The sequence below is a fragment of the Bosea sp. F3-2 genome, assembly GCF_008253865.1.
Lineage (GTDB): Bacteria > Pseudomonadota > Alphaproteobacteria > Rhizobiales > Beijerinckiaceae > Allobosea.
In genome coordinates this window covers 2,468,200-2,490,004 of sequence record NZ_CP042331.1, presented here as the reverse complement: position 1 = coordinate 2,490,004, position 21,805 = coordinate 2,468,200, and the positions used below count along the sequence as shown (strand labels likewise).

The following is a 21,805-nucleotide window of genomic DNA, read 5'->3' as shown; positions in this document are numbered from 1 at the left end:
GTGAGGGGTAGGCCGCTAACCGCATTTGCTGTGAGGTGGTCGCTGCTCAGCGATGGGGCCGCACCTCGCTGGTCAAACGGCCTACACCTCACCCCTGCCCCTCTCCTTACAGGAGAGGGGTTCCCCGTGCCCTTGTTCGGCTCCCTCGCGCCCCAAAAAGAGAAGGCCCGGCTTGCGCCGGGCCTTCCGTAGTCTTGCTGGGAGCGATGGATCAGAAGTCCATGCCGCCCATGCCGCCGCCGCCCATCGGGGGCATCGGGGCGTCCTTCTTCGGCAGCTCGGCGATCATCGCCTCGGTGGTGATCAGCAGGCCCGCGATCGAAGCCGCGTCCTGGATCGCCGTGCGCACGACCTTGGTCGGGTCGATGATGCCGGCCTTGACCAGATCGCCGTACTCGCCGGTCTGGGCATTGTAGCCATAGGAATAGTCCTTCGACTCGATCAGCTTGCCGATCACGACCGCGCCGTCATCGCCGGCGTTGTCGACGATCTGACGGGCCGGAGCGGCGATCGCCTTGCGGACGATCTCGACGCCGGTCTTCTGGTCGTCGTTCTGGGTCTTGATCGTCTTGACCGAGTTCAGAGCGCGCAGCAGGGCGACGCCGCCGCCCGGCAGGATGCCTTCTTCCACCGCGGCGCGGGTGGCGTTCAGGGCATCGTCAACGCGGTCCTTCTTCTCCTTGACCTCGACCTCGGTCGCGCCGCCGACGCGGATCACCGCGACGCCGCCGGCGAGCTTGGCCAGGCGCTCCTGGAGCTTCTCGCGGTCGTAGTCCGAGGTGGTCTCCTCGATCTGCGCCTTGATCTGGGCGACGCGGGCCTCGATGTCCTTCTTCTTGCCGGCGCCGTCGATGATCGTGGTGTTCTCCTTCTCGATGCGCACCTTCTTGGCGCGGCCGAGCTGGGGAAGCGTCACGGTCTCGAGCTTGATGCCGAGGTCTTCCGAGATCATCTGGCCGGCGGTCAGGATCGAGATGTCCTCGAGCATGGCCTTGCGGCGGTCACCGAAGCCCGGAGCCTTGACGGCCGCGACCTTCAGGCCGCCACGGAGCTTGTTGACGACGAGCGTGGCGAGAGCCTCGCCCTCGACGTCCTCGGCGATGATGAGGAGCGGCTTGCCGGTCTGCACCACGGCCTCGAGGATCGGCAGCATCGCCTGCAGCGAGGAGAGCTTCTTCTCGAAGATGAGGATGTAGGGGTCGTCGAGCTCGGCGACCATCTTCTCGGAGTTGGTGATGAAGTAGGGCGAGAGATAGCCGCGGTCGAACTGCATGCCCTCGACGACGTCGAGCTCGGTCTCGGCGGTCTTGGCCTCCTCGACGGTGATGACACCCTCGTTGCCGACCTTCTGCATGGCCTTCGAGATCATCTCGCCGACCGACGAGTCGCCGTTGGCCGAGATCGTGCCGACCTGCGCGACTTCCGCGTTCGAGGTGACCTTCTTCGAGTTCTTCTTGAGATCGGCGACGATGGCCTCGACGGCGAGGTCGATGCCGCGCTTCAGGTCCATCGGGTTCATGCCGGCCGCAACCGACTTGGCGCCCTCACGCACGATCGCCTGGGCGAGCACCGTGGCGGTGGTGGTGCCGTCACCGGCATGGTCGTTCTGGCGCGAAGCGACTTCGCGCACCATCTGCGCGCCCATGTTCTCGAACTTGTCGGCGAGCTCGATCTCCTTGGCGACGGTGACGCCGTCCTTGGTGATGCGCGGGGCGCCGAACGACTTCTCGATCACGACGTTGCGGCCCTTCGGACCCAGCGTGACCTTCACGGCATTGGCGAGGATGTCCACGCCGCGCAGCATCTTGTCGCGCGCCTCGGTGGAGAACTTGACGTCTTTGGCAGCCATGAGAGCTACTCCTTAGAAATGGAAAGGGAAGAGAGCAGTCAGGCGGCTATCAGCCGACGACGCCCATGATGTCGGATTCCTTCATGATCAGGAGATCCTGGCCGTCGATCTTGACCTCGGTGCCCGACCACTTGCCGAACAGGACGCGGTCGCCCTTCTTGACGTCGAGAGCGACGAGCTTGCCGGCCTCGTCACGGGCGCCCGGGCCCACGGCGATGACCTCGCCCTCCTGGGGCTTTTCCTTGGCGGTGTCGGGGATGATGATGCCACCCTTGGTCTTCTCTTCGCCATCCAGGCGGCGGACCACGACGCGGTCATGCAAAGGACGGAACTTCATGGTTCTGTCTTCCTCTCGGTCTCATTCGGTTCGGGCGCCGCGGAAGGGCTCCCGGGGGAGGCTGTTAGCAGTCAATGGATGAGAGTGCTAACAGATGGCGCGGAGATAGGCTCGGGGTCTCGGAGAGTCAAGGAAGCCTGCGACAACAAAGTGAACGCCGGATGCGGCACGCAGCCCTTCGCCTTTCGGCTGCCGCACGCGCTAGAACACGCTAAGATGGCTGAATGACGACACTCGTGCCCGATCCGCGCCTCGACGACATCGCTCGGTCCTGCGTTGCGCTTCATGTCCGGATGACGGCCCGCGCCGTCACCCGCGCTTATGACGAGGCGATGCGGCCGAGCGGATTGAAGATCACCCAGTTCGTGCTGCTCTCGGCGCTGAGCACCGGGCAATGGAAGTCGATCACGGAGCTGGCCGAGCGCTTCGCTCTGGAGCGTACTTCGCTGACCCGCAATCTCCAGCTTCTCGCCACTGAGGGCATGGTCGAGCCGGTCGAGTGCCGTGGCCGTGCCGCGGTCTATGCGGTGACGCAGAAGGGCAGGGCGGCGATCGAGGCGGCCATTCCGTTCTGGCGGGCGGCGCAGGACAAGATCGAGGGCGGCTTCGGCGAGGAGCGTTGGCGCGAGACCCGCGACGGGCTGAAGGCGCTGCGCCGCGCTGCGCGTGGGGGGGCCTGAAACCCGGATCCGTCATTCCGGACAAGCCGCCCTCGGGCCCGACCTTCGGTCGGCCCCAGGACAGGTTCCGCGGCGCCGATCCGGAATCCATCGTAGAGCTGGACACCCTATGATGGATTCCGGGTCTGCGCTTCGCTCCGCCCGGAATGACGGCGTTCTCAATCGGCTCCGGTTGACGCACCCACCATCCTCTCTTTATCGTGCAGATACACGATTTGAGAGGGTGCCATGGATCGGACGTTCGGAGTGGTGTCCCGCGAGGTGCTGGTCGCGGGCGATGGCTTGAGCTTCCTGCGCGGCATCATCGACGGCACTCACCCGGCTCCGCCTTTCGCCGGGACCATGGATTTCGATCTGGCGGAGGCGGATGAAGGGCGCGTCGTCTTCGTCGGCCAGCCGTCGCCCCGCTTCTTCAATCCGCTCGGCACGATCCACGGCGGCTGGACCGCCACGATCCTCGATTCCGCCATGGCCTGCGCCGCCCATTCCACGCTGAAGCCGGGCGAGGGCTACACCACGCTGGAGATGAAGCTGAACTATGTCCGGCCAGTCATGCCGGACTCCGGCACGGTGCGCTGCGAAGGCAAGCTGATCCATCGCGGTGGCTCGGTCATCACGACCGAAGGCAATCTGCGCGATGAGCGCGGCAAGCTGCTCGCGCACGGTACGGAAACCTGCGTCGTGTTTCCGGCGAAGCCTAGCGCCGGCTGACCGCGCCGGCCCCGGCCACGATCAGAAGCGCACCGAGATAAGTCGTGTAGAGCGGAACCTCGCCGAAGACGAAGAAGCCGAGTAGGCTCGCCCAGATCAGCGCGGTGTACTCGATCGCCGCCAGCCGGGACGCGGCCGCCTTGGCATAGGCCGAGGTGAGTGTGAGATGGCCTGCGACACCGAGCGCACCCGCGAAGAGATAGATCGCGAGATCCGCCAGCGTCATCGGCACGAAGGCGAGGGCGGCGGGAACGACGAGGCACAGCGCCGGCCCGACATTCTGGAAGGCGACGATGACGGTGGGGTGCTCCCTGACCGCGATGCGCCGCAGCAGGATCAGATTGAAGGCGTAGCTCACCGCCGAGAACAGCGCGGCGGCGACGCCGAGGCTGGCGCCGCTGACATGGCCCTGCAGCCGCGGCCAGACCATCACCAGCATGCCGGCGAGGCCGAAGGCGAGCGCCTGCAGCACGCGCCGGTCGATCGTCTCCTTCAGCAGCAGGCCGCCGAGGACCGCAACGAAGACAGGAGCCAGAAATGAGAGCGTCAGCGCTTCGGCGAGCGGCAGCACCGAGACCGAATAGAAGAAGCTGCCGGCGGTCAGCACGACGAGCGGGACGCGCACGACATTGCCGATGATGCTGTCTCGGGTCGGGCGGGCCGGGCGCGCGAACGCGAGGACGGCGAGCGCGCAGAGGCCGCCCATCAGGAAGCGCATGAACAGCGCGACGATGAAGGGGTGCTGCTGCATCTGGCCCTTGATCACCGCATCCATGGCGGTGAGGAGCGCGATGCCGAGCGCGGCGCGCAGCGCGGTTGTGATGCTCATGCCGGCGGACCGGCAAGCGGCTTGCGGAAATGGTATTCCCAGGTGAAGGAGATATCGCCGAGATAGCGCTCGCCCGGCCAGCGCACGAAGCCGAGCTTTTCGTAGAAGCGGTGGCCGCGGACGAAGCGCGTATCCGACCACAGCATCATCTCGCCGAAGCCGCCGGCTTCCGCGAAGGCGAGCGCCTCGGCAAACAGGGCCTGCGCCAGCCCGGCGCCACGCCAGGCGGGCGCGACATAGACCTTGAACAGCTCGACGGCATTCTGCTCCGGCACCGGGATGACGCCGAGCGAGCCGGCGATGCCGCCATTCGGCGCATCGACGACCCAGAGCCGCCCGTTCCTGGCGGCGAAATGGCTCGCCGGCCGGCGCAGTTCCGGAAACTCCGACCAGTCGAAATGGCAGCCGGGATATTCGGCGAAGCTCGCCGCCACCAGAGCGGCGAGCGGTTCGGAATCGTCGTCGCGCGCGGCGCGAAGCGGCGGAAGGCTGGACGTCATGGTGCAGGGATGCCGGTCATTGGCCGCCAAGGCAAGGGGAGGCGCAACCGCTCAGCGCATGGGGTTCAGCGCCGCAATGCAAGCGCCGCATCGGCGGTGAACTCCCCGTCATTGCGAGCACAAGCGAAGCAATCCAGGGGGACGTAGAGCTCTGCCGCCCCTGGATTGCTTCGTCGCTGGCGCTCCTCGCAATGACGCGTGGCAGGTGAGCGCGCGCCGGAAAAACCCTTGCCCATGATCCCTTTGAGCCTCTAGGCCAGAACGGCCCGCGACGTTTCGGCCGTGGATGTGAGTCGTGCTGCTTCCGCCTCAGGGCGTCATGACCGGGATCATATGACTGTTCTCGTGCCCTTCATCATCAATGCCGGGCTGAACTTCGTCCTCGGGCTGCTCATCGCATTGTTTCTGGGGCCGGAAGCGTTCGGGCTCTATGCCATCGGTGCCGCGGTCGTCGTGCTGGTCAACACGGCGCTGCTCGACTGGCTGAAGCTTTCGGTCGTCCGCTTCTATTCGGCGCAAAGCCGGGAGCGCGATCCCGGCATCCGCGCGACGCTCGATCTGCTCTTCGCCGGCATTGGCCTCTCACTCTGCGCGCTGCTAGGGGCGGCGCTGCTCGCGGGCATCGATACCGGCCTGCCGATGACGCTGCTCGCGGTGGCCGTCGCCGGCGGCGTCGGAGCCGGCTGGTTCGACTATCACAGTGCCATCGCCCGCTCGCGCTTCCTCGACGCCGCCTATGCCCGGCTCGTCCTCATCAGGAGTGGCATTGCCCTCGCGCTGATGGTCGGAGCGGCCTGGTGGCTACGCGATCCGGTCGTGGTTTTGCTAGGCGGGCTGGCCAGCACCATCGTCTCGGTGCTCGCGGTGCGCCGCAGGCTGGCCGATGAAGGTCCGGGGCTCGCCGCGGCACGGACCGATCTTGCCCGCAGCTTCGCCCGCTATGCGCTGCCGCTGGTGGCCGGAAACGCCGTCTATTCGCTGATCCCGCTGCTCAATCGCGCCATTCTGGCGGACCGTTTCGGCCTGGCGGAGGCCGGCTATTTCTCGCTCGCCTCCGATATCGGCCTCAGGCTCTTTCCAGTACTGGCCTCGATGCTGGAGATCCTGCTGCTGCGCGAGGTGATCCGCCTCGACGAGACCCGGGGCCGCCCCGCCGCGCAGAAGCGCATCGCTCGCAACATGGTGACGGTGCTCGCCGTCGTGCTGCCCGTCGTGCTGGGCTTCTGGCTGACGCTGCCGGCCTTCGAGCGGCTCTTCGTGCCCGCAAGTTTCAGAGGCCATTTCGCCAGCTATATGGCGCTCCTGCTGCCCGGTTTCGCCGCGATCGCGCTGTTCCAGGCGGCGATCTACCCGGTCTTCCTGCTGGCCAGGCGCACCCTCGTCGCCACCTTCGCGGCCTTGGCGGGGCTGGCCGTGAACCTTGCCGTCATCGCCGCACCGTTGGGGGCAGCCACACCGGGAGCGATCGCGATCGCGCAAAGCGCAGCCTTCCTGACGGCCTTTGCGGTGACCGGTGCAGTCGCCCTTGGCGCGTTGCCGTCATGGCCGCCGCTACGCGACTGCGGCTGTGTGATCCTCGCCGCTGCCGCGATGAGCCTGTTGGTCTGGTCGCTTCAGAACCGCCCGCCGGCTCTGGCGGAGCTGCCGCTCCAGATCGGCCTCGGCGGGCTGGCCTATGCGGCGGTGATCCTCGCCTGCGATGTCGGCCGCTGGCGCAGCGGCTTGAAGCTGCGTTGGCTCGCCCGCAAAGGGTTAAGGCGATAGCCCGGCCGGCAACGCTTCCTTCACCCTGCGGCTTGATGACCCGCTAAGGTTAATTCCGCGAATTGGCTGAGTTTTGGAGTGAATTGCGCGCTCGAAGCCTGTGATTCACCATTCTTTTCAAGCCGCTCCGCAGGCTTCCGGCAGTCGATGTCGAGAGTATTGCGTGATGCGTCGAACGATTGTCCTTCCGTTGCTGATTGCAGCCGGCTCGCTGACAGCGAGCGCAGCCATGGCGCAGGGCTATGGCTATGCCGGGCCAAATGACCCGATGGCTGCGGCACGCGGCCGCGCGAACTATGGCGGCGGCTTCATCGAGATGCTGATGACCGGCCGCGACCCGACGCCCTATGGCCGAGGCGGCGCCGTCTACAACCGTCCCGGTGGTCAGTACGCCTATGGCCAGACGGTGAGGTCGGCGCCGGGCTACGAGGCTGATCCCTTCGAGGCTGCGCGCCAGCCGCAGGCCGGTCGCCGCGTGGCGGCGCTCGGTCAGCCGATCGAGCCGCAGCAGGGCATCCAGCAGCTCGTCGATCCGCGCTTCCACAAGCAGGAGGTTGCCTATGACGGTCCGCACAAGCCGGGCACGATCATCATCGACACGCCGCAGCGCTTCCTCTTCCTGGTGCAGCCGGGCGGCCGGGCTCTGCGCTACGGCATCGGCGTCGGCCGTCCCGGCTTCTCCTGGGCCGGGATGAAGACGATCACGCGCAAGGCGGAGTGGCCGAGCTGGACGCCTCCGGCGGAAATGCTCAAGCGCCGGCCGGACCTGCCGCGCTTCATGGCCGGCGGCCCGGAGAATCCGATGGGCGCGCGCGCCATGTATCTCGGCTCATCGCTCTACCGCATCCACGGCACCAACGAGCCGAACACCATCGGGCAGGCGGTTTCTTCCGGCTGCATCCGCATGACCAATGACGACGTCAAGGACCTCTACGAGCGCGTGCGCGTCGGCGCCAAGGTGCTGGTGATCTGAGCGGGCGTTGCCCTAGAGCCTGCTGAATTTACGCGGAAACACGCCGTCATCCCGGGCTTGACCCGGGATCCATGCCAGAGCGCCTCCTGATAAAGGTTCTGGCATGGATCCCGGCTCTCCGCTTCGCTCCGGCCGGGATGACCCGCGCTTCCATCAAAACGCAGCAGCCACTAGGAACTGCCGATCAGGACGCCGACAGCGAGCACCAGCAGGCCGCCGAGGATGATCTGCACGATCGCAGAGCCGAACGGCGTATCCATGTAGCGGAAGCGCACCCAGGCGATCACCACGAGCTCGCAGGCGACGATGACGCCAGCGATGGCGGTCGCCAGCCAGAAATCGGGGATGAGGTAAGGCAGGGTGTGGCCGAGCCCGCCGATCGCGGTCGCGATGCCGCAGGCGGCGCCGCGCACCCAAGGATGGCCACGTCCCGTCACCACCCCGTCGTCGGAGAGCGCTTCGGTCAGACCCATGCTGATGCCCGCGCCGAGCGAGGCGGCGAGGCCGACGACGAAGGCGTTCCAGGAATCATGCGTCGCGAAGGCTGCGGCGAAGATCGGCGCCAGCGTCGAGATCGAGCCGTCGATCAGCCCGGCGAGCGCCGGCTGGACGATCTGGAGGACGAAGAGCCGCTTGCGTGTCTCTTCTTCCTCATTGGCGGCACCCGAGGTCTTGAGCTCTTCGCCGAGCCGTTCGGCCAGGCTTTCATGTTGGCGCTCCGCTTCGGCGAGATCGGCGAGGAGCTTTCGGGTGCTGGTGTCGAAGGCGCGCTGAGCCGCATCGGCATAGAAGCGGCTCGCTTCGAGCTCCATCAGGGCGGCATGCCGACGCGCTGCATCGAGCTGCAGGTCTTCGTGCAGCCAGACAGGATTGCGCTTGAGGAAGCCTTTCACATCCTGCCGGGTGATGTGTGGCAGCTCCTTGCCGAAACGGCTTTCATAAAGCGTGAGCAGACTGTGGCGATGGCCTTGCTCCTCGGTCGCCATCTCCTCGAACATCCGCGCCGAATGCGGGTAGTTGGCGCGCAGGCGCTGGGCGAAGGAGAGGTAGATGCGGGCATCCTCCTCCTCGTTCGCGATGGCAAGGGCGAGGATTTCGGCCTCGTCGAGATCAGTGACGCGCTTCATGGGAAGTCCATAGATTAGAATAATTCTAACCTATGGGTTCTGGGGAACAAAGGGAAGGGCTCACGCCAAAAAAGACGCCCGCCTCTCAGGGAGGCGGGCGCGTTATGTCGTGGGAAGGGGTCAGACCCAGCTGTCGTCGTCGCCGGAATCGAAGCCGGGATCGTCACCGTCATCGTCGTCGTTGTTCGCCTGCTCGTACTTGGCCTCGCCGTCATAGCCCTGGCCGTAATCCGAGCGATCCTGCGCCGCCTGATCCTTGGCGCCCTCATCATAAGCCGCCTGCTGCGTGTTGGCGCCGGCATTGGCACTCGTATCGGCCGCCGCTGCCGGGGTTGCAGCCTTGGCGGCCCCACCCGCGCCGCTGAAGGCGTTGGCGAGGACATTGCCGAGAACGACACCGCCGGCGACACCGGCTGCCGTTGTCAAGGCGCTCGCCATGAAACCACCGCCGCGGCCAGGGGCCTGTTGCGGCTGGTTGGTCCATGGACCGGGCTGCATCGGCGCGGCGGCCTGCGCCGGAGCGGCCTGTACCGGGCTGGCTTGCATCGGCTGGCCTTGCGGCTGTGTGTTCCAGGCGCTGGAGGGGGCAGCCGCATCGGCACGTGGCGTCACGGAAGGCACCGACCCTGCGCGCGGCACGCTGCCGCCGCCGAAGATGCCGGACAGGAAGCCGCCGGCAGCCGGCGGGACCGCGGCCTCGCTGGCTCGCTTCTCGGCCTCGCGCAGCTGCGCCTGCAGGCTTTCGACCTGCTGGTGCAGATTGGCGAGCGCCTGCTCCTGCACATAGACCGCCTGGGCCATGGCATAGGGCGCATAGGGCTGCTCGCGCAGGCGTTCCGCGATGAAGTTCTCAGCCTCGGGGTCGCGGGGCTGGTTGGCCGCCTGCTTGAGGCGGTCGAAAATCCCGGCGATCACGTCGCGTTCTTGCGGCGTCATCGTCATCTCCTCTCGTTACGCGGCATCGTTGCGCCGCGCTCAAGAGGTGGGACCGGCCTGTGACAGTATCAAGGCCGGAACTGCTTGACCTGCGCGGCAAGCTGCCGCGCCGTATCAGATGCTGCCGTCGAGATCGTCGTCCGGCGGCGGCATCTCGTCGACCTCGGAGCCCGGCTGCAGCGTGCCGCGGTTGAGCACCACGACCGTCGTGCCGGTCGGCACGCGGCTGTAGAGATCGATGATGTCCTGGTTGAACAGGCGGATGCAGCCCGAGGACACCGACTTGCCGATCGACCAGGGCTCGGAGGTGCCATGGATGCGATACAGCGTGTCGCGGCTGCCCTGATAGAGGTAGAGGGCGCGCGCGCCGAGCGGGTTCTCGAGGCCGCCAGCCATGCCGGCAGCCCAGGGGCGATTCCGTTCCGGCTCGCGGGCGATCATCGCCGCGGTGGGCGTCCAGCGCGGCCACTGCGCCTTGCGGGCGACCGTGGCGCGGCCGCGCCAGGACATGCCCTGCTTGCCGACGCCGATGCCGTAGCGGATCGCCTTGCCGCCCTCCTGGACGAGATAGAGGTAGCGGTTGTCGGTATCGACGACGATGGTGCCGGGCTGCTCGCGGGTCGGATAGGAGACGATGCGGCGCAGGAACTGCGGCTCGACCTCGGTGAGGTCCGTCGCCGGCAGCGGGTGCTGCTCGTCCGGCCGCTCGCCATACATCGACAGGTATTGCGGGCTGATCTGCGGCCCCTTGGGCGCAACCTCATAAGGTTGCTGGCGCCGGCTCACGCAGGCGGCGAGGAACAGCGGCGTCAGGGCTGCGAAGGCGCGGCGGGTCGGACGGGCGAGGGGAGAGGCGGACGGGCGGGCGGGGGACATCGACGGCAAACTCGGTGTTACGGGCGGCGGAAGTCAACGGTGGGACGGCGCTGCGGTTCCATGCGCCGTTGCAGGCTTCCGTTCAAGGTGTCCGAGATGGCCGTGGGGTGAACAGGGGATGGCCAAATTGTGGCTGTGTAACTCTGTTGCCCTTCGGCAACAGAGCTGGCTCCCGCTAGACCGCCTGCCGCAGCCCCCATTTGAGCAGCCCCAATCGCTCTCGCGCCCACCAGCGTGAGAGCATCATCACGGCGACGGCGGTCAGCCCGATGGCAAGGCCGATCCAGATGCCGCGCCCGGCGAGCGGGGTCACGAAACCGAGAGCTGCGGAAAGTGGCAGGCCGATGCCCCAATAGCCGATGCCGGCGAGAATCATCGGCAGGCGCGTGTCGCCGAGCCCGCGCAGGATCGATGAGCCGACGACCTGCGCGCCATCGGCGATCTGGAAGACCGCCGCATAGAACAGGAAGACCACGGCGATCTGGGCCACCGCTTCCGCGCCGGGTTTCGAGCGGTCGAGGAAGGGTGCGATCAGCCAGTGCGGCACGGTTGCCATCAGCAGCGCGGTGAAGCTCATGAAGCTCAGCGCCAGGATGAGCGCCATCGTGCCGGCACGCCGGATGCCCTCCTTGTCGCCGGCGCCGAAGGCGCGGCCGACGCGGACGGTCCCGGCCTGGCCGATGCCGAGCGGCACCATGAAGGCGAGCGAGGCGATCTGGATCGCGATGGCATGGGCCGCAAGCGCAGTTGCTCCGAGCAACCCCATCATGAAGGCCGCGCCATAGAAGATGAGCGACTCGAAGGCGAGCGTCAGAGCGATCGGGAGGCCCATTCGCCAGAAGGCGCGGTAACGCGGCCAGTCCGGCACCCAGAAGCGGCCCAGCACATGATAACGCCGGAAGCGCCGGTCGAGCGAGACGACGAGCGCGAGGCCCAGGAACATCAAGGCCGAGGACAGCGCCGTCGCCAGACCCGAACCCGGCAGGCCGAGCGCCGGGAAGCCGAGCCGCCCAAACATCAGGCACCAGTTGGCGACGGCGTTGAAGCTGACGGCGCCGAGCACGACGATGAAGGCCCAGCGCGGTCGCTGCAACGCGGCGACGAAGCCGCGCAGGCACAGATACAGAAAGAAGGGCAGCAGGCCCCATTGCAGCGTATGGATGTAGGATGCGGCCGCCTTGGACAGGGCCGGGTCCTGGCCCATCGCGGTCAGGATGAACTCGGCCTGCCAGAGGAAGAGCCACATCGGCCCCACCATGGTGGCCGCGGCCCAGAAGCCCTGCCGGACGGTGCGGCGCAGATCGCGTACCGCATGCTTGTTGCGGCCGAGCTCGATCGCGAGCATCGGCGCGACCGCGCCCATCGCACCGATGCCGAAGATCAGGGCGGCATTATAGAGGTTGGTGCCGAGCGCGCCGGCAGCCAGCGCCTCCGGGCCGAGATGGCCCATCATGATGACGTCGGTCGCCGTCATCGCCGTCTGCGCGACATTGGTCAGCACCATCGGCCAGCTCAGGGCGAGCATGGCGCGCGCCTCCATGAGCCAGGGATGCTGCGGTTTGAAGGCGTCGACGGTCGGCATGGGGGTGCGCTTCTACCGCCGATTGCGGCATTGAAACAGCCACAGCCATGACTGACGACGCCCGAAGCAGATGCGCTGGACGCGGGTCGACAAGTCCCGTCGCGGTCTGCATCTTGCCTCGCAGATCGCTGGAGGGTCTGGACCGATGAGCACCAATCTGAGGATCGACGGCGCGAGGCTGGCCTCGCGCCTGGCAGAACTTTCGAAGATCGGTGCGACGCCGGAAGGAGGTTGCCGTCGGCTTGCCCTCACCGATGAGGATCGGCAGGGTCGGGACTGGCTGGTCGGCCAGATGAAGGCGCTCGACCTCGATGTCCGGGTCGATGCGATCGGCAACATCGTCGGCATCCTGAAAGGTCGGCAGGACGGTCCCGCCGTCATCATGGGCTCGCATATCGACACGGTCGGCACCGGTGGGCGCTTCGACGGTGCGCTCGGCGTCGTCGCCGGCGTCGAGGTTCTGGCATCGCTGCGCGATGCCGGGCTGACGCCGAAGCGCGACATGGCCGTCATCGCCTTCACCAATGAGGAGGGCGCGCGCTTCCACCCCGACATGCTCGGCTCCTATGTCTGGGCCGGCGGCATGAGCGTCGAAGCGGCGCATAAGGAGGTCGATTCCGAGGGCGTCGGCCTCGGCGCCGAATTGAAGCGCATCGATTACGAAGGTGCGGAGCAGCCGGGCTTCCTGCCCGCGCATGCCTATCTGGAGCTCCATATCGAGCAGGGGCCGGTTTTGGAGAACGAGGGCGGCGGCCTCGGTGCCGTCACCGGCATCCAGGCGATCTGCTGGCTGGAGCTGACCCTCAAGGGCCGGCCGAGCCACGCTGGCACGACGCCGATGGCGTATCGCAAGGACCCGGGTCTTGCTGCCGCGCGCATCAACATCTTCGCCAACGAGCTGACCAAGACGATCCCGCACCAGCTCGCCAACTCCGGCGTCATCCGCGTACAGCCCGGCAACGTCAATGTCGTGCCCGAGACGGTGGTGATGACGCTCGACCTGCGCAACCCGCTCGATGCGCCACTCGCCCAGGCCGAGGCGGCGGTGCGCCGCTTCTGTGCCGAGCTCGCGGAGCGCGATGGCATCGAGATCTCCTTCCGCGACCTCGCGCGTTTCCCGGCGACGCCGTTTGCCGAGGAACTGATCGCCGAGGTCGAGCGGAGCGCTGGCGAGTTCGGGCTGCCGATCCGGCGGATGATCTCGGGCGCCGGCCATGATGCGCAGATGATGGCGCGGCTCTGCCCGACGGCGATGGTGTTCATCCCCTCGATCGGCGGGCTCTCGCATAACCCCGCCGAATTCAGCACCGACGACGACATGGCCGCCGGCGCCAACATCCTGCTCAGCACTGCCTGGCGCGTCGCCAACGCCTGAAAGGTCCCTGCATGACGACGATCGCCTCGCTTTCCGCCGCCGAGCTCGGGCCGCTCTACGCCAGCAAGGAACTCTCCCCGGTCGATGTCGCGAAGGATGCGCTGGCGCGCATCGAGCGCTTCGAGCCGCAGGTCAACGCCTTCGTCGTCCGTGACGAGGCGATCGCGCTGGCGATGGCGGAAGCCTCGCAGGCGCGCTGGCTGAAGGGCGAGGCGATCGGCCCGCTCGACGGCGTGCCCGTCACCATCAAGGACAATCTCGGCGTCGCCGGCTGGCCGATGCGGCGCGGCTCGGCGGTCGCCTCCGATGTGCCCTTCACGGAGGATTCTCCCGCGACGGCGCGGCTGCGAGAAGCCGGCACGGTGTTCCTCGGCAAGACCACCATGCCGGAATATGGCTGGAAGGGTGTCGGCGACTCCCCGCTCTCCGGCATCACCCGCAATCCCTGGAACACCGGCACGGGGCCGGGCGGCTCCTCTTCCGGCGCGGCCGTCTGCGCCGCGCTCAATCTCGGCTGTATCCATCTTGGCACGGACGGGGCGGGCTCGGTGCGTATCCCCGCTGCCTTTACCGGTGTCGTCGGCCTGAAGCCGAGCTATGGCCGCGTCCCGGCCTGGCCGATCTCGACCATGGGCTTCCTTGCCCATCTCGGGCCGCTGACCCGCACCGTCACCGATACGGCGCTGGCGATGAAGGTGATCGGCCAGCCCGATGCGCGCGATATGACGGCGCTGACGGACCGTCCGCCGGACTATGTCGACGGGCTGAAGGGCGGCGTCCGCGGCCTGCGCGTCGCCTGGTCGCCGCGCCTCGGCCAGGACGTCACCGTCGATCCCGAGATCGCCGCGCTGACGGCTGCGGCGGCGCAGGTCTTCGCCGAGCTCGGCGCGACCGTCGAGGAGGTCGACCCCGGCTTCGCCGATCCGATCGAGACGCTGATGACGATCTGGGCCTCCGGGGCAGCTCTGGCGCTCCGTAGCGTCGATGCCGCCGGGCGGTCCCGGATGGATCCGGGCCTCGTCGCGGTCGCGGAGTTCGGCGAGAGCATCCCGGCCTCCGCTTATGTCGATGCCCTGCTGAACCAGCGCAATGCGCTGGCCCATCGCATGGCGCAGTTCCACGCCCGTTACGACCTGCTGCTGACGCCGACGCTGCCGTTGCCGGCCTTCGCGGCGGGACGCAACACGCCGGAACATGGCGCCTATGGTGAGGATTGGACGCGCTGGACGCCCTTCACCTACCCGTTCAACGTCACCGAGCAGCCGGCGGTCTCTGTGCCCTGCGGCCTGACCAAGGCGGGTTTGCCGGCCGGGCTCCAGATCGTCGGTGCCTTCGGCAAGGACGCGCTCGTGCTGCGGGCGGCGGCTGCCTTCGAGCAGGCCAGACCGTTCGCGCGCGTCGACGCCCCCGTCAAACCGATTTAATCGCGATTTTTTTCGCGATCGCCTCAAACCACCCGAAAACTCCCTCCGGGAGCCGGAAATACCGGCTCCCGCCTCTGAAGTTCCGTCTGGCACGAACCGTGCAGGCGGTCGGACGGCCTTGATCGGGCGCGGCTGTGTGTTGTCAGGCAGGATTTTTCTGCTCAAACTTGCGGCAAGGCAGCCCGATCAGAGACGCCGCTTCAGGGGAGAGCATTGATGGATCGCAGGACGTTTCTGAAATCCGCGACGGGCGCCGGTCTGGCCGCTGCTTCAGGCGGGCTGGCAATGCCGGCGCTGGCGCAGGGGGCGACCAAGACCCTGCGCTTCGTGCCGCAGGCCAATCTCGCGAATTTCGACCCGATCTGGGGAACGCAATACGTCGTCCGCAACGCCGCCGCGCTGGTCTGGGACACCCTCTACGGCATCGATTCCAAGTTCCAGCCGCAGCGCCAGATGGTCGAGGCCGAGGAGGTCTCCTCCGACGGCCTGACCTGGACCTTCAAGCTGCGCTCGGGCCTCAAGTTCCATGACGGCACGCCGGTCACCTCGAAGGACGTGGTCGCGAGCCTGGTGCGCTGGTCGGCGCGCGATCCGATGGGCCTGATGATTCGTGCCATCCAGGTCGAACTGGTGCCGGTCGACGAGCTGACCTGGAAATGGTCGCTGAAGCAGCCCTTCCCGAAGATGCTGCTGGCGCTCGCCAAGAACAACGCGCCGTGCTCCTTCATCATGCCCGAGCGCATCGCCAAGACCGATCCCTTCACCCAGATCACCGAATATGTCGGCTCCGGCCCGATGAAGTTCCTGCGCGCCGATTGGGTTCCCGGCGCCAAGGCGGTGTTCGAGAAGTTCGCGGACTACAAGCCGCGCTCCGAGAAGGCGGACTGGCTTGCCGGCGGCAAGAACATCCTCGTCAACCGGATCGAGTGGCTGATCATGCCCGACCCGGCGACGGCCGCCGCTGCGCTCCAGAACGGCGAGGTCGATTGGTGGGAGACCCCGCTCTCCGACCTCGTGCCGGTGCTCAAGGCGCACAAGGACATCAAGGTCGATATCGGCGATCCGCTCGGCAATATCGGCGCCTTCCGCATGAACCACCTCTTCCCGCCCTTCAACAACGTGAAGGTACGTCAGGCCGTGCTGACGGCATTGAACCAGGAAGACTATATGCGCGCGGTCGTCGGCGATGACGACAAGCTCTGGAAGCCGCTGCCGGGTTTCTTCACCCCCGGGACACCGCTCTACACCGAGGAGGGTGGCGACATCCTGAAGAAGCGCAATGTCGCCGAGGCCAAGAAGCTCCTCGCCGAGTCCGGCTACAAGGGCGAGCCGGTCGTCTGCATCGTCGCGCAGGACATGGCCGCCACCAAGTCGATGGGCGACGTCACGGCCGAACTGCTCAAGAGCATCGGCATGAATGTCGATTTCGTCGCCACCGATTGGGGCACGGTCGGTTCGCGCCGCGCCCAAAAGACCCCGCCGGGGCAGGGCGGCTGGAGCATGTTCCACACCTGGCATGCCGGCGCCGACTGCATCAATCCGGCCGCCTATACGGCGATCCGCGCCAATGGCGAGAAGGCCTGGTTCGGCTGGCCCGACGTGCCCGCGGTCGAGACCGAGGTCACCAACTGGTTCAACGCCAAGGACCTCGCCGGCGAGAAGGCTGCCATGGCCAGGCTCAACAAGGCGGCGGTTGAGAACGTCGTCTATGCGCCGACGGGCTTCTATCTCGGCTACCAGGCCTGGCGGAAGAACGTCTCGGGGGTCGTCAGCGGGCCGCTGCCGTTCTTCTGGGATGTCGCCAAGGGCTGACTTTTCTTGCGGGGCGGCTGAGCCGCTCCGCCCCTCGGAGCCGGCCGGGCTCCGGCACTTCGCCTCGCCGCGACCCGGAAGGACACCGGGCCGCGGGTCCCCAGGGTTCGATCTGAACGAGGTTCGACGGCTTTATGTTTGCTTTCGTCGTCAGACGCATCATCACGACCATCCCCGTCATGGCCTTCGTGGCGTTGTTTGTCTTTTCGCTGCTCTACATCGCGCCGGGCGATCCGGCGGCCATCATCGCAGGCGACCAGGCTTCGCCTGCCGATGTCGAGCGCATCCGTGCGAGTCTGGGGCTGGATCGCCCCTATCTGGTCCGCTTCGCCGAATGGTCCTTCCGCGTGATCCAGGGCGATCTCGGCACCTCGATCTTCACCAACCTGCCGGTGACGCAGCTCATTTCCCAGCGCATCGAGCCCACCGTCTCGCTGATGGTGCTGACGCTGATCTTCGCCGTCGTCGTCGCCGTTCCGATGGGCGTCATCGCCGCCTGGAAGGCGGGGAGCTGGATCGACAAGGGAGCGATGGCTTTCGCCGTTCTCGGCTTCTCTGTGCCGGTCTTCGTCGTCGGCTATCTGCTCGCCTACTTCTTCGCTCTGAAGCTCGATTGGCTGCCGGTGCAGGGCTACACCCCGATCTCGCAGGGCTTCTGGCCCTGGCTCAGGAACCTCATCCTGCCGTCGGTGACGCTCGGGCTCGTCTATATCGCGCTGATCGCCCGCATCACCCGCGCCACGATGCTCGAGGTGCTGCAGCAGGACTATGTCCGCACCGCCCAGGCCAAGGGCGTGTCGCAGAAGGACGTGCTCTTCCTGCATTCGCTCAAGAACGCGGCGGTGCCGATCGTCACCATCATCGGCATCGGCATCGCGCTTCTGATCGGCGGCGCGGTCGTCACCGAGAGCGTCTTCGCCATTCCCGGTCTTGGCCGGCTCACCGTCGACGCCATCCTGCGGCGTGACTACCCGGTCATCCAGGGCGTCGTGCTGATGTTCAGTCTGGTCTACGTGCTCGTGAACCTGCTGATCGACCTGACCTATACCCTCGTCGACCCGAGGATCCGCTATTGACCGCTCAATCCTCCATTCCGGCCCCGGCCGTCGCCGCTGCCGCTGAGCCGGTTAAGGCCACGCTCAGCCGCTCGGCCCGCTTCCGCCGGTATCTGCGCCGGCATCCTTCCGTCGCGATCGGCGGCGGGTTGCTGATCCTGATGGCGCTCATCGGCATCTTCGCACCGCTACTCGGCACCGTAGATCCGACCGCGATCTCGCCGAGCAGGCGCACGCGCATGCCCTCCGAGCTCTACTGGTTCGGCACGGACATGCTCGGTCGCGATATCTATTCGCGCGTGATCTACGGCGCGCGTGTCTCGCTGCTTGTCGGCTTCAGCGTCGCGATCCTGTCCTCGATTGTCGGGCTCACCATCGGCCTCTTCGCCGGCTTCGTGCGCTGGACCGACGGCATCATCATGCGGGTCATCGACGGCATGATGTCGATCCCGCCGATCCTGCTCGCCATCGCCCTGATGGCGCTCACGCGCGGCTCGGTCGGCAACGTCATCATCGCCATCACCATCGCCGAGATCCCGCGCGTGGCGCGCCTCGTGCGCGGCGTGGTGCTGTCGCTGCGCGAGCAGCCCTATGTCGAGGCGGCGGTGGCCAACGGCGCGCGCGTGCCGCGCATCATCTGGCGCCACATCCTGCCGAACACCTTTGCGCCGATGAGCGTTCAAGCGACCTATATCTGCGCCAGCGCCATGATCGTCGAGGCGATCCTGTCCTTCATCGGCGCCGGCGTGCCGCCGGCGACGCCGTCCTGGGGCAACATCATGGCCGAGGGCAGGGCGCTCTGGCAGGTCCGGCCGCACATCATCCTGTTCCCGGCCGTCTTCCTCTCGCTCACCGTTCTGGCGGTGAACATGCTCGGCGACGGTCTGCGCGACTCGCTCGATCCGCGCCTCGCGAAATCGATCTGAGGACCAGCCCCGCAGCAGGAACAACCCTCGCCCTGCATTGCCGGCGCTTGACGCGCCGGCTCAGTGCCTCGAAGCCTTGACGGCAGGGTGATCTTCATCCGGAGCCTATGACGTGACCCGCATTCTGACCGTCGCCGCCGCCCAGCTCGGCCCCATCCAGCGCGATGAAAGCCGGGCCTCGGCCGTCGCCCGTATGGTCGAGCTGATGCGGCAGGCCAAGGGGCACGGCGCCGATCTGGTCGTCTACCCGGAAGCGGCGCTCACCGCCTTCTTCCCGCATTGGTGGATCGACGACGAAGCCGAGATCGACAGCTATTTCGAAAGCGCGATGCCCTCGAACGAGACCGCGCCGCTGTTCGAGGAGAGCAAGCGCCTCGGCATCGGCTTCCATCTGGGCTATTGCGAGCTCGCCTTCGAGCAGGGACGCAAGCGCCGCTTCAACACGGCGATCCTGGTCGACAAGTCCGGCGCGATCGTCGGCAAATACCGCAAGATCCATCTGCCGGGCCATCCCGAGCACCGCCCCGCAGCGCCGTTCCAGAATCTCGAGAAGCGCTATTTCGAGACCGGCGAGCTCGGCTGGCCTGTCTGGCGGACGATGAACGCGAATATAGGCATGATGATCTGCAACGACAGGCGCTGGCCCGAGAGTTACCGCTCGATGGGTTTGCAGGATGTCGAGCTGATCGTGCTCGGCTACAACACGCCCAAGCACAACCCGCCGGCGCCGGACCACGACCGGCTCGGCAATTTCCACAACCAGCTCGTGATGCAGGCTGGCGCCTATCAGAACGCCAGCTGGGTCGTCGGTGTCGCCAAGGCAGGGCTGGAGGCCGGCGTCGACCAGATCGGCGGTTCCTGCATCATCGCCCCGACCGGCGAGGTCGTCGCGCAGGCCGTGACCGAGGGCGACGAACTGGTTGTCGCCCGTTGCGACATGGACCTCGGAAAGAGCTATAAGGCCTCGACCTTCAATTTCGCCAGGCATCGCGAGCCCCAGGCCTACGGCCTGATCGTTGAGCGCAAGGGCGCGGTAGCACCGTTGTGACCAATCTTTTCAGCCGTCATTCCGGACAAGCGGCGAAGTCGCGCAGGTCCGGAATCCATCGGAGGGCGTTGCGCCCCGTGATGGATTCCGGGTCTGCGCTTCGCTACGCCCGGAATGACGGCACCCTGTTCTGAAAGCAAAATACGGGAAAACCCATGACTCACGATCTCATCCTGAAGGGCGGCCGCGTCATCGACCCGTCGCAGAAGCACGACGGCATCCTCGACGTCGCCTTCACGGACGGAAAGGTGTCCGGCTTCGGCAAGGACCTGAAGGGCGCCAAGGAGATCCGCGACGTCTCCGGCTACATCGTCACGCCCGGCCTGATCGACCTGCACACCCATGTCTACTGGGGCGGCACCTCGCTCGGCATCGACGCCGACGAATTCTGCCGGATGTCCGGCGTCACCACCTCGGTCGATACCGGTTCGGCCGGCCCCGGCAACTGGGCGGGCTTCCGCAAGCACGTCATCGAGCAGAGCCAGGCGCGCATCCTCGCCTATCTTCACGTCTCGCATGCCGGCATCTACGGCTTCGACCACCGCGTCATGGTCGGCGAGAGTGGCGACCTTCGCTTGATGAACCCGATCGACTGCGTCGAGGTCGCCGACAAGAACCGCGACTACATCGTCGGCATCAAGGTCCGCGTCGGTCTCCACGCCTCCGGCACCTCCGGCACGGTGCCGCTCAACATCGCGCTGCAGGTGGCGAACGAGGTCGGCATGCCGCTGATGTGCCATATCGACCATCCGCCGCCGTCCTATGAGGAAGTCATCGGCATGCTCAGGCCGGGCGACGTGCTGACCCACGCCTTCCGCCCGTTCCCGAACGCTCCTGCGACCGCGCAAGGCACGGTGAAGCCGGAGGTGCTCGCGGCCCGCAAGCGCGGCGTCATCTTCGACATCGGCCACGGCAAGGGCTCGTTCTCCTTCAAGACCACCCGCGCCATGCTGGCCAACGGCTTCGAACCGGACGTGATTTCCTCCGACGTGCACAAGCTCTGCATCGACGGCCCGGCCTATGACCAGGTCACCACCATGTCGAAGTTCCTCTGCATGGGCATGAGCCTGAACAACGTCGTCGCGGCCTCGACCGTCAACGCCGCCATGGCGCTGAAGCGCCCGGAATACGGCTCGCTCAGGGTCGGCTCGCTCGGCGACGCGACGATCATCACCGTCAAGGAAGGCAAGTTCGACTACGAGGACGTCGTCGGTGAGCACCTGATCGGCGACCGCAAGATCGTCTCCGAGGGCGTCGTGCTCAAGGGCAAGTGGTGGCACCCGAAGCGGACGAGCAAGTTCCCGAAGGTCGCCGCGTAATCCCCACCTCGTCATTCCGGGGCTTCGCGCCAGCGAAGAACCCGGAACCCACGACTGGGTGAACCTTGTGGATATGACTGCTTCGAAGCGTAGCACCCGGTCGCGGGTTCCGGGTTCGAGCCTTCGGCTCGCCCCGGAATGACGAAGGGAGTGTCTGTTGCGAAGCGCGCTCTGGCGCCGCATGGCGCCGGCCGATCTTCCGGCCGTGATGCGGATCGCGGCCGTGGTGCATCCGAGCTATCCCGAGGACGAAGCGGTCTTCGCGGAACGGCTGCAACTGGCTTCCGAGGGCTGCCATGTACTGGCCGGCGAAGATGGCGGCCTGCTCGGCTACCTCGTCAGCCATCCCTGGCCGGTCGGCACGGTTCCGGCGCTGAATTCATTGCTTGGCGCCATCCCGCCCGGCGCTGGGAACTGGTATATCCATGACCTCGCGCTTCTGCCGGCGGGCAGGGGCGGTGGCGCTGCGGGGCGGATCGTTGCGCAGATTGCGGAGCGGGCGATGCGAGCCGGCTTCGCCAGCCTCGCGCTGGTCGCGGTGAACGATTCGACCGGCTTCTGGCAGCGCCAGGGCTTTCGCGAGGTGCATGACCCGGCGCTTGCCCGCAAGCTTGCGAGCTATGACGATGCGGCCCGCTACATGCGCCGCGATTTGCAGAATTGACAGGAGACGCCGGCGCAC

Annotated in this window: 20 protein-coding genes; 12 read left to right on the top strand and 8 right to left on the bottom strand. The window is 66.8% G+C overall.

Translation table 11 applies throughout. The features are described from left to right. Window positions 1-211: 211 nt before the first annotated feature. Window positions 212-1,849, bottom strand: a complete 1,638-nt coding sequence (gene groL / locus FQV39_RS11495) for a chaperonin GroEL (RefSeq protein WP_149130409.1) — start codon at window positions 1,847-1,849, stop codon at window positions 212-214. A gap of 49 nt (window positions 1,850-1,898) precedes the next feature. After that, window positions 1,899-2,186, bottom strand: coding sequence for a co-chaperone GroES (groES, locus tag FQV39_RS11490; RefSeq protein ID WP_149130408.1), 288 nt, complete (start codon window positions 2,184-2,186; stop codon window positions 1,899-1,901). Between the two features lie 224 nt (window positions 2,187-2,410). Between groES and FQV39_RS11485 the strand changes: the two genes are divergently transcribed. Together FQV39_RS11485 and FQV39_RS11480 are read left to right on the top strand one after the other, a co-directional pair. Then, window positions 2,411-2,866, top strand: coding sequence for a MarR family winged helix-turn-helix transcriptional regulator (locus FQV39_RS11485; RefSeq protein ID WP_149130407.1), 456 nt, complete (start codon window positions 2,411-2,413; stop codon window positions 2,864-2,866). A gap of 228 nt (window positions 2,867-3,094) precedes the next feature. Beyond that, a complete protein-coding gene (locus tag FQV39_RS11480) occupies window positions 3,095-3,577 on the top strand; it encodes a PaaI family thioesterase (protein ID WP_149130406.1) in 483 nt (160 codons plus the stop codon). Here the strand turns inward: FQV39_RS11480 and FQV39_RS11475 are convergent. Both FQV39_RS11475 and FQV39_RS11470 read right to left on the bottom strand, forming a co-directional pair. Beyond that, window positions 3,564-4,406, bottom strand: coding sequence for a DMT family transporter (locus FQV39_RS11475; protein ID WP_248313331.1), 843 nt, complete (start codon window positions 4,404-4,406; stop codon window positions 3,564-3,566). The two genes, FQV39_RS11480 and FQV39_RS11475, sit on opposite strands and share 14 nt — an antisense overlap. Further along, on the bottom strand, window positions 4,403-4,906 hold the full coding sequence (locus tag FQV39_RS11470) for a GNAT family N-acetyltransferase (RefSeq protein ID WP_149130405.1): 504 nt from the start codon (window positions 4,904-4,906) through the stop codon (window positions 4,403-4,405). The genes FQV39_RS11475 and FQV39_RS11470 overlap by 4 nt, the downstream gene beginning before the upstream one ends. A 333-nt stretch (window positions 4,907-5,239) precedes the next feature. On the opposite strand from FQV39_RS11470, the gene FQV39_RS11465 reads away from it, so the two are divergent. Together FQV39_RS11465 and FQV39_RS11460 are read left to right on the top strand one after the other, a co-directional pair. Next, complete coding sequence (locus FQV39_RS11465; protein ID WP_149130404.1) at window positions 5,240-6,670, top strand: lipopolysaccharide biosynthesis protein; 1,431 nt, start codon at window positions 5,240-5,242, stop codon at window positions 6,668-6,670. Window positions 6,671-6,836: 166 nt separating this feature from the next. Next, a complete protein-coding gene (locus FQV39_RS11460; protein WP_149130403.1) occupies window positions 6,837-7,643 on the top strand; it encodes a L,D-transpeptidase in 807 nt (268 codons plus the stop codon). 170 nt (window positions 7,644-7,813) lie between these two features. Here FQV39_RS11460 and mbfA read toward each other — a convergent pair whose 3' ends face one another. The 4 genes from mbfA to FQV39_RS11440 form a co-directional block, all read right to left on the bottom strand. Beyond that, window positions 7,814-8,770, bottom strand: a complete 957-nt coding sequence (gene mbfA, locus FQV39_RS11455) for an iron exporter MbfA (RefSeq protein ID WP_149130402.1) — start codon at window positions 8,768-8,770, stop codon at window positions 7,814-7,816. A 120-nt stretch (window positions 8,771-8,890) separates the two neighbouring features. Then, window positions 8,891-9,706 (bottom strand): DUF2076 domain-containing protein, encoded by an 816-nt coding sequence (locus FQV39_RS11450; protein WP_149130401.1) that lies wholly within the window; start codon window positions 9,704-9,706, stop codon window positions 8,891-8,893. A 114-nt stretch (window positions 9,707-9,820) separates the two neighbouring features. After that, window positions 9,821-10,582 carry a L,D-transpeptidase gene (locus tag FQV39_RS11445; protein WP_149130400.1) on the bottom strand — a complete coding sequence of 254 codons (762 nt, stop codon included), beginning with the start codon at window positions 10,580-10,582 and terminating at the stop codon, window positions 9,821-9,823. A 175-nt stretch (window positions 10,583-10,757) separates the two neighbouring features. Continuing rightward, window positions 10,758-12,164, bottom strand: a complete 1,407-nt coding sequence (locus FQV39_RS11440; RefSeq protein ID WP_149130399.1) for an MATE family efflux transporter — start codon at window positions 12,162-12,164, stop codon at window positions 10,758-10,760. 145 nt (window positions 12,165-12,309) lie between these two features. Here FQV39_RS11440 and FQV39_RS11435 point away from each other — a divergent pair, with 145 nt between their 5' ends. The 8 genes from FQV39_RS11435 (at window position 12,310) to FQV39_RS11400 (ending at window position 21,787) form a co-directional block, all read left to right on the top strand. After that, a complete protein-coding gene (locus FQV39_RS11435; protein ID WP_149130398.1) occupies window positions 12,310-13,539 on the top strand; it encodes a M20 family metallo-hydrolase in 1,230 nt (409 codons plus the stop codon). An 11-nt stretch (window positions 13,540-13,550) separates the two neighbouring features. After that, window positions 13,551-14,963: an amidase gene (locus FQV39_RS11430; protein ID WP_149130397.1), complete on the top strand. Its 1,413-nt coding sequence runs from the start codon at window positions 13,551-13,553 to the stop codon at window positions 14,961-14,963. Between the two features lie 216 nt (window positions 14,964-15,179). Continuing rightward, complete coding sequence (locus tag FQV39_RS11425) at window positions 15,180-16,775, top strand: ABC transporter substrate-binding protein (RefSeq protein ID WP_149130396.1); 1,596 nt, start codon at window positions 15,180-15,182, stop codon at window positions 16,773-16,775. A 134-nt stretch (window positions 16,776-16,909) separates the two neighbouring features. Continuing rightward, the gene (locus tag FQV39_RS11420; protein WP_149130395.1) at window positions 16,910-17,851 is read left to right on the top strand and encodes an ABC transporter permease; all 942 of its coding nucleotides are present in this window, start codon (window positions 16,910-16,912) and stop codon (window positions 17,849-17,851) included. Continuing rightward, a complete protein-coding gene (locus tag FQV39_RS11415; RefSeq protein WP_248313330.1) occupies window positions 17,848-18,756 on the top strand; it encodes an ABC transporter permease in 909 nt (302 codons plus the stop codon). The genes FQV39_RS11420 and FQV39_RS11415 overlap by 4 nt, the downstream gene beginning before the upstream one ends. Window positions 18,757-18,868: 112 nt before the next feature. Beyond that, window positions 18,869-19,804 (top strand): N-carbamoyl-D-amino-acid hydrolase, encoded by a 936-nt coding sequence (locus FQV39_RS11410; RefSeq protein ID WP_149130394.1) that lies wholly within the window; start codon window positions 18,869-18,871, stop codon window positions 19,802-19,804. A 155-nt stretch (window positions 19,805-19,959) separates the two neighbouring features. After that, the gene (locus FQV39_RS11405; protein WP_149130393.1) at window positions 19,960-21,123 is read left to right on the top strand and encodes an amidohydrolase/deacetylase family metallohydrolase; all 1,164 of its coding nucleotides are present in this window, start codon (window positions 19,960-19,962) and stop codon (window positions 21,121-21,123) included. Between the two features lie 157 nt (window positions 21,124-21,280). Then, entirely contained in the window at window positions 21,281-21,787 is a 507-nt protein-coding gene (locus FQV39_RS11400; protein WP_248313329.1) for a GNAT family N-acetyltransferase, read from the top strand. The last annotated feature ends 18 nt before the right edge of the window (window positions 21,788-21,805 follow it).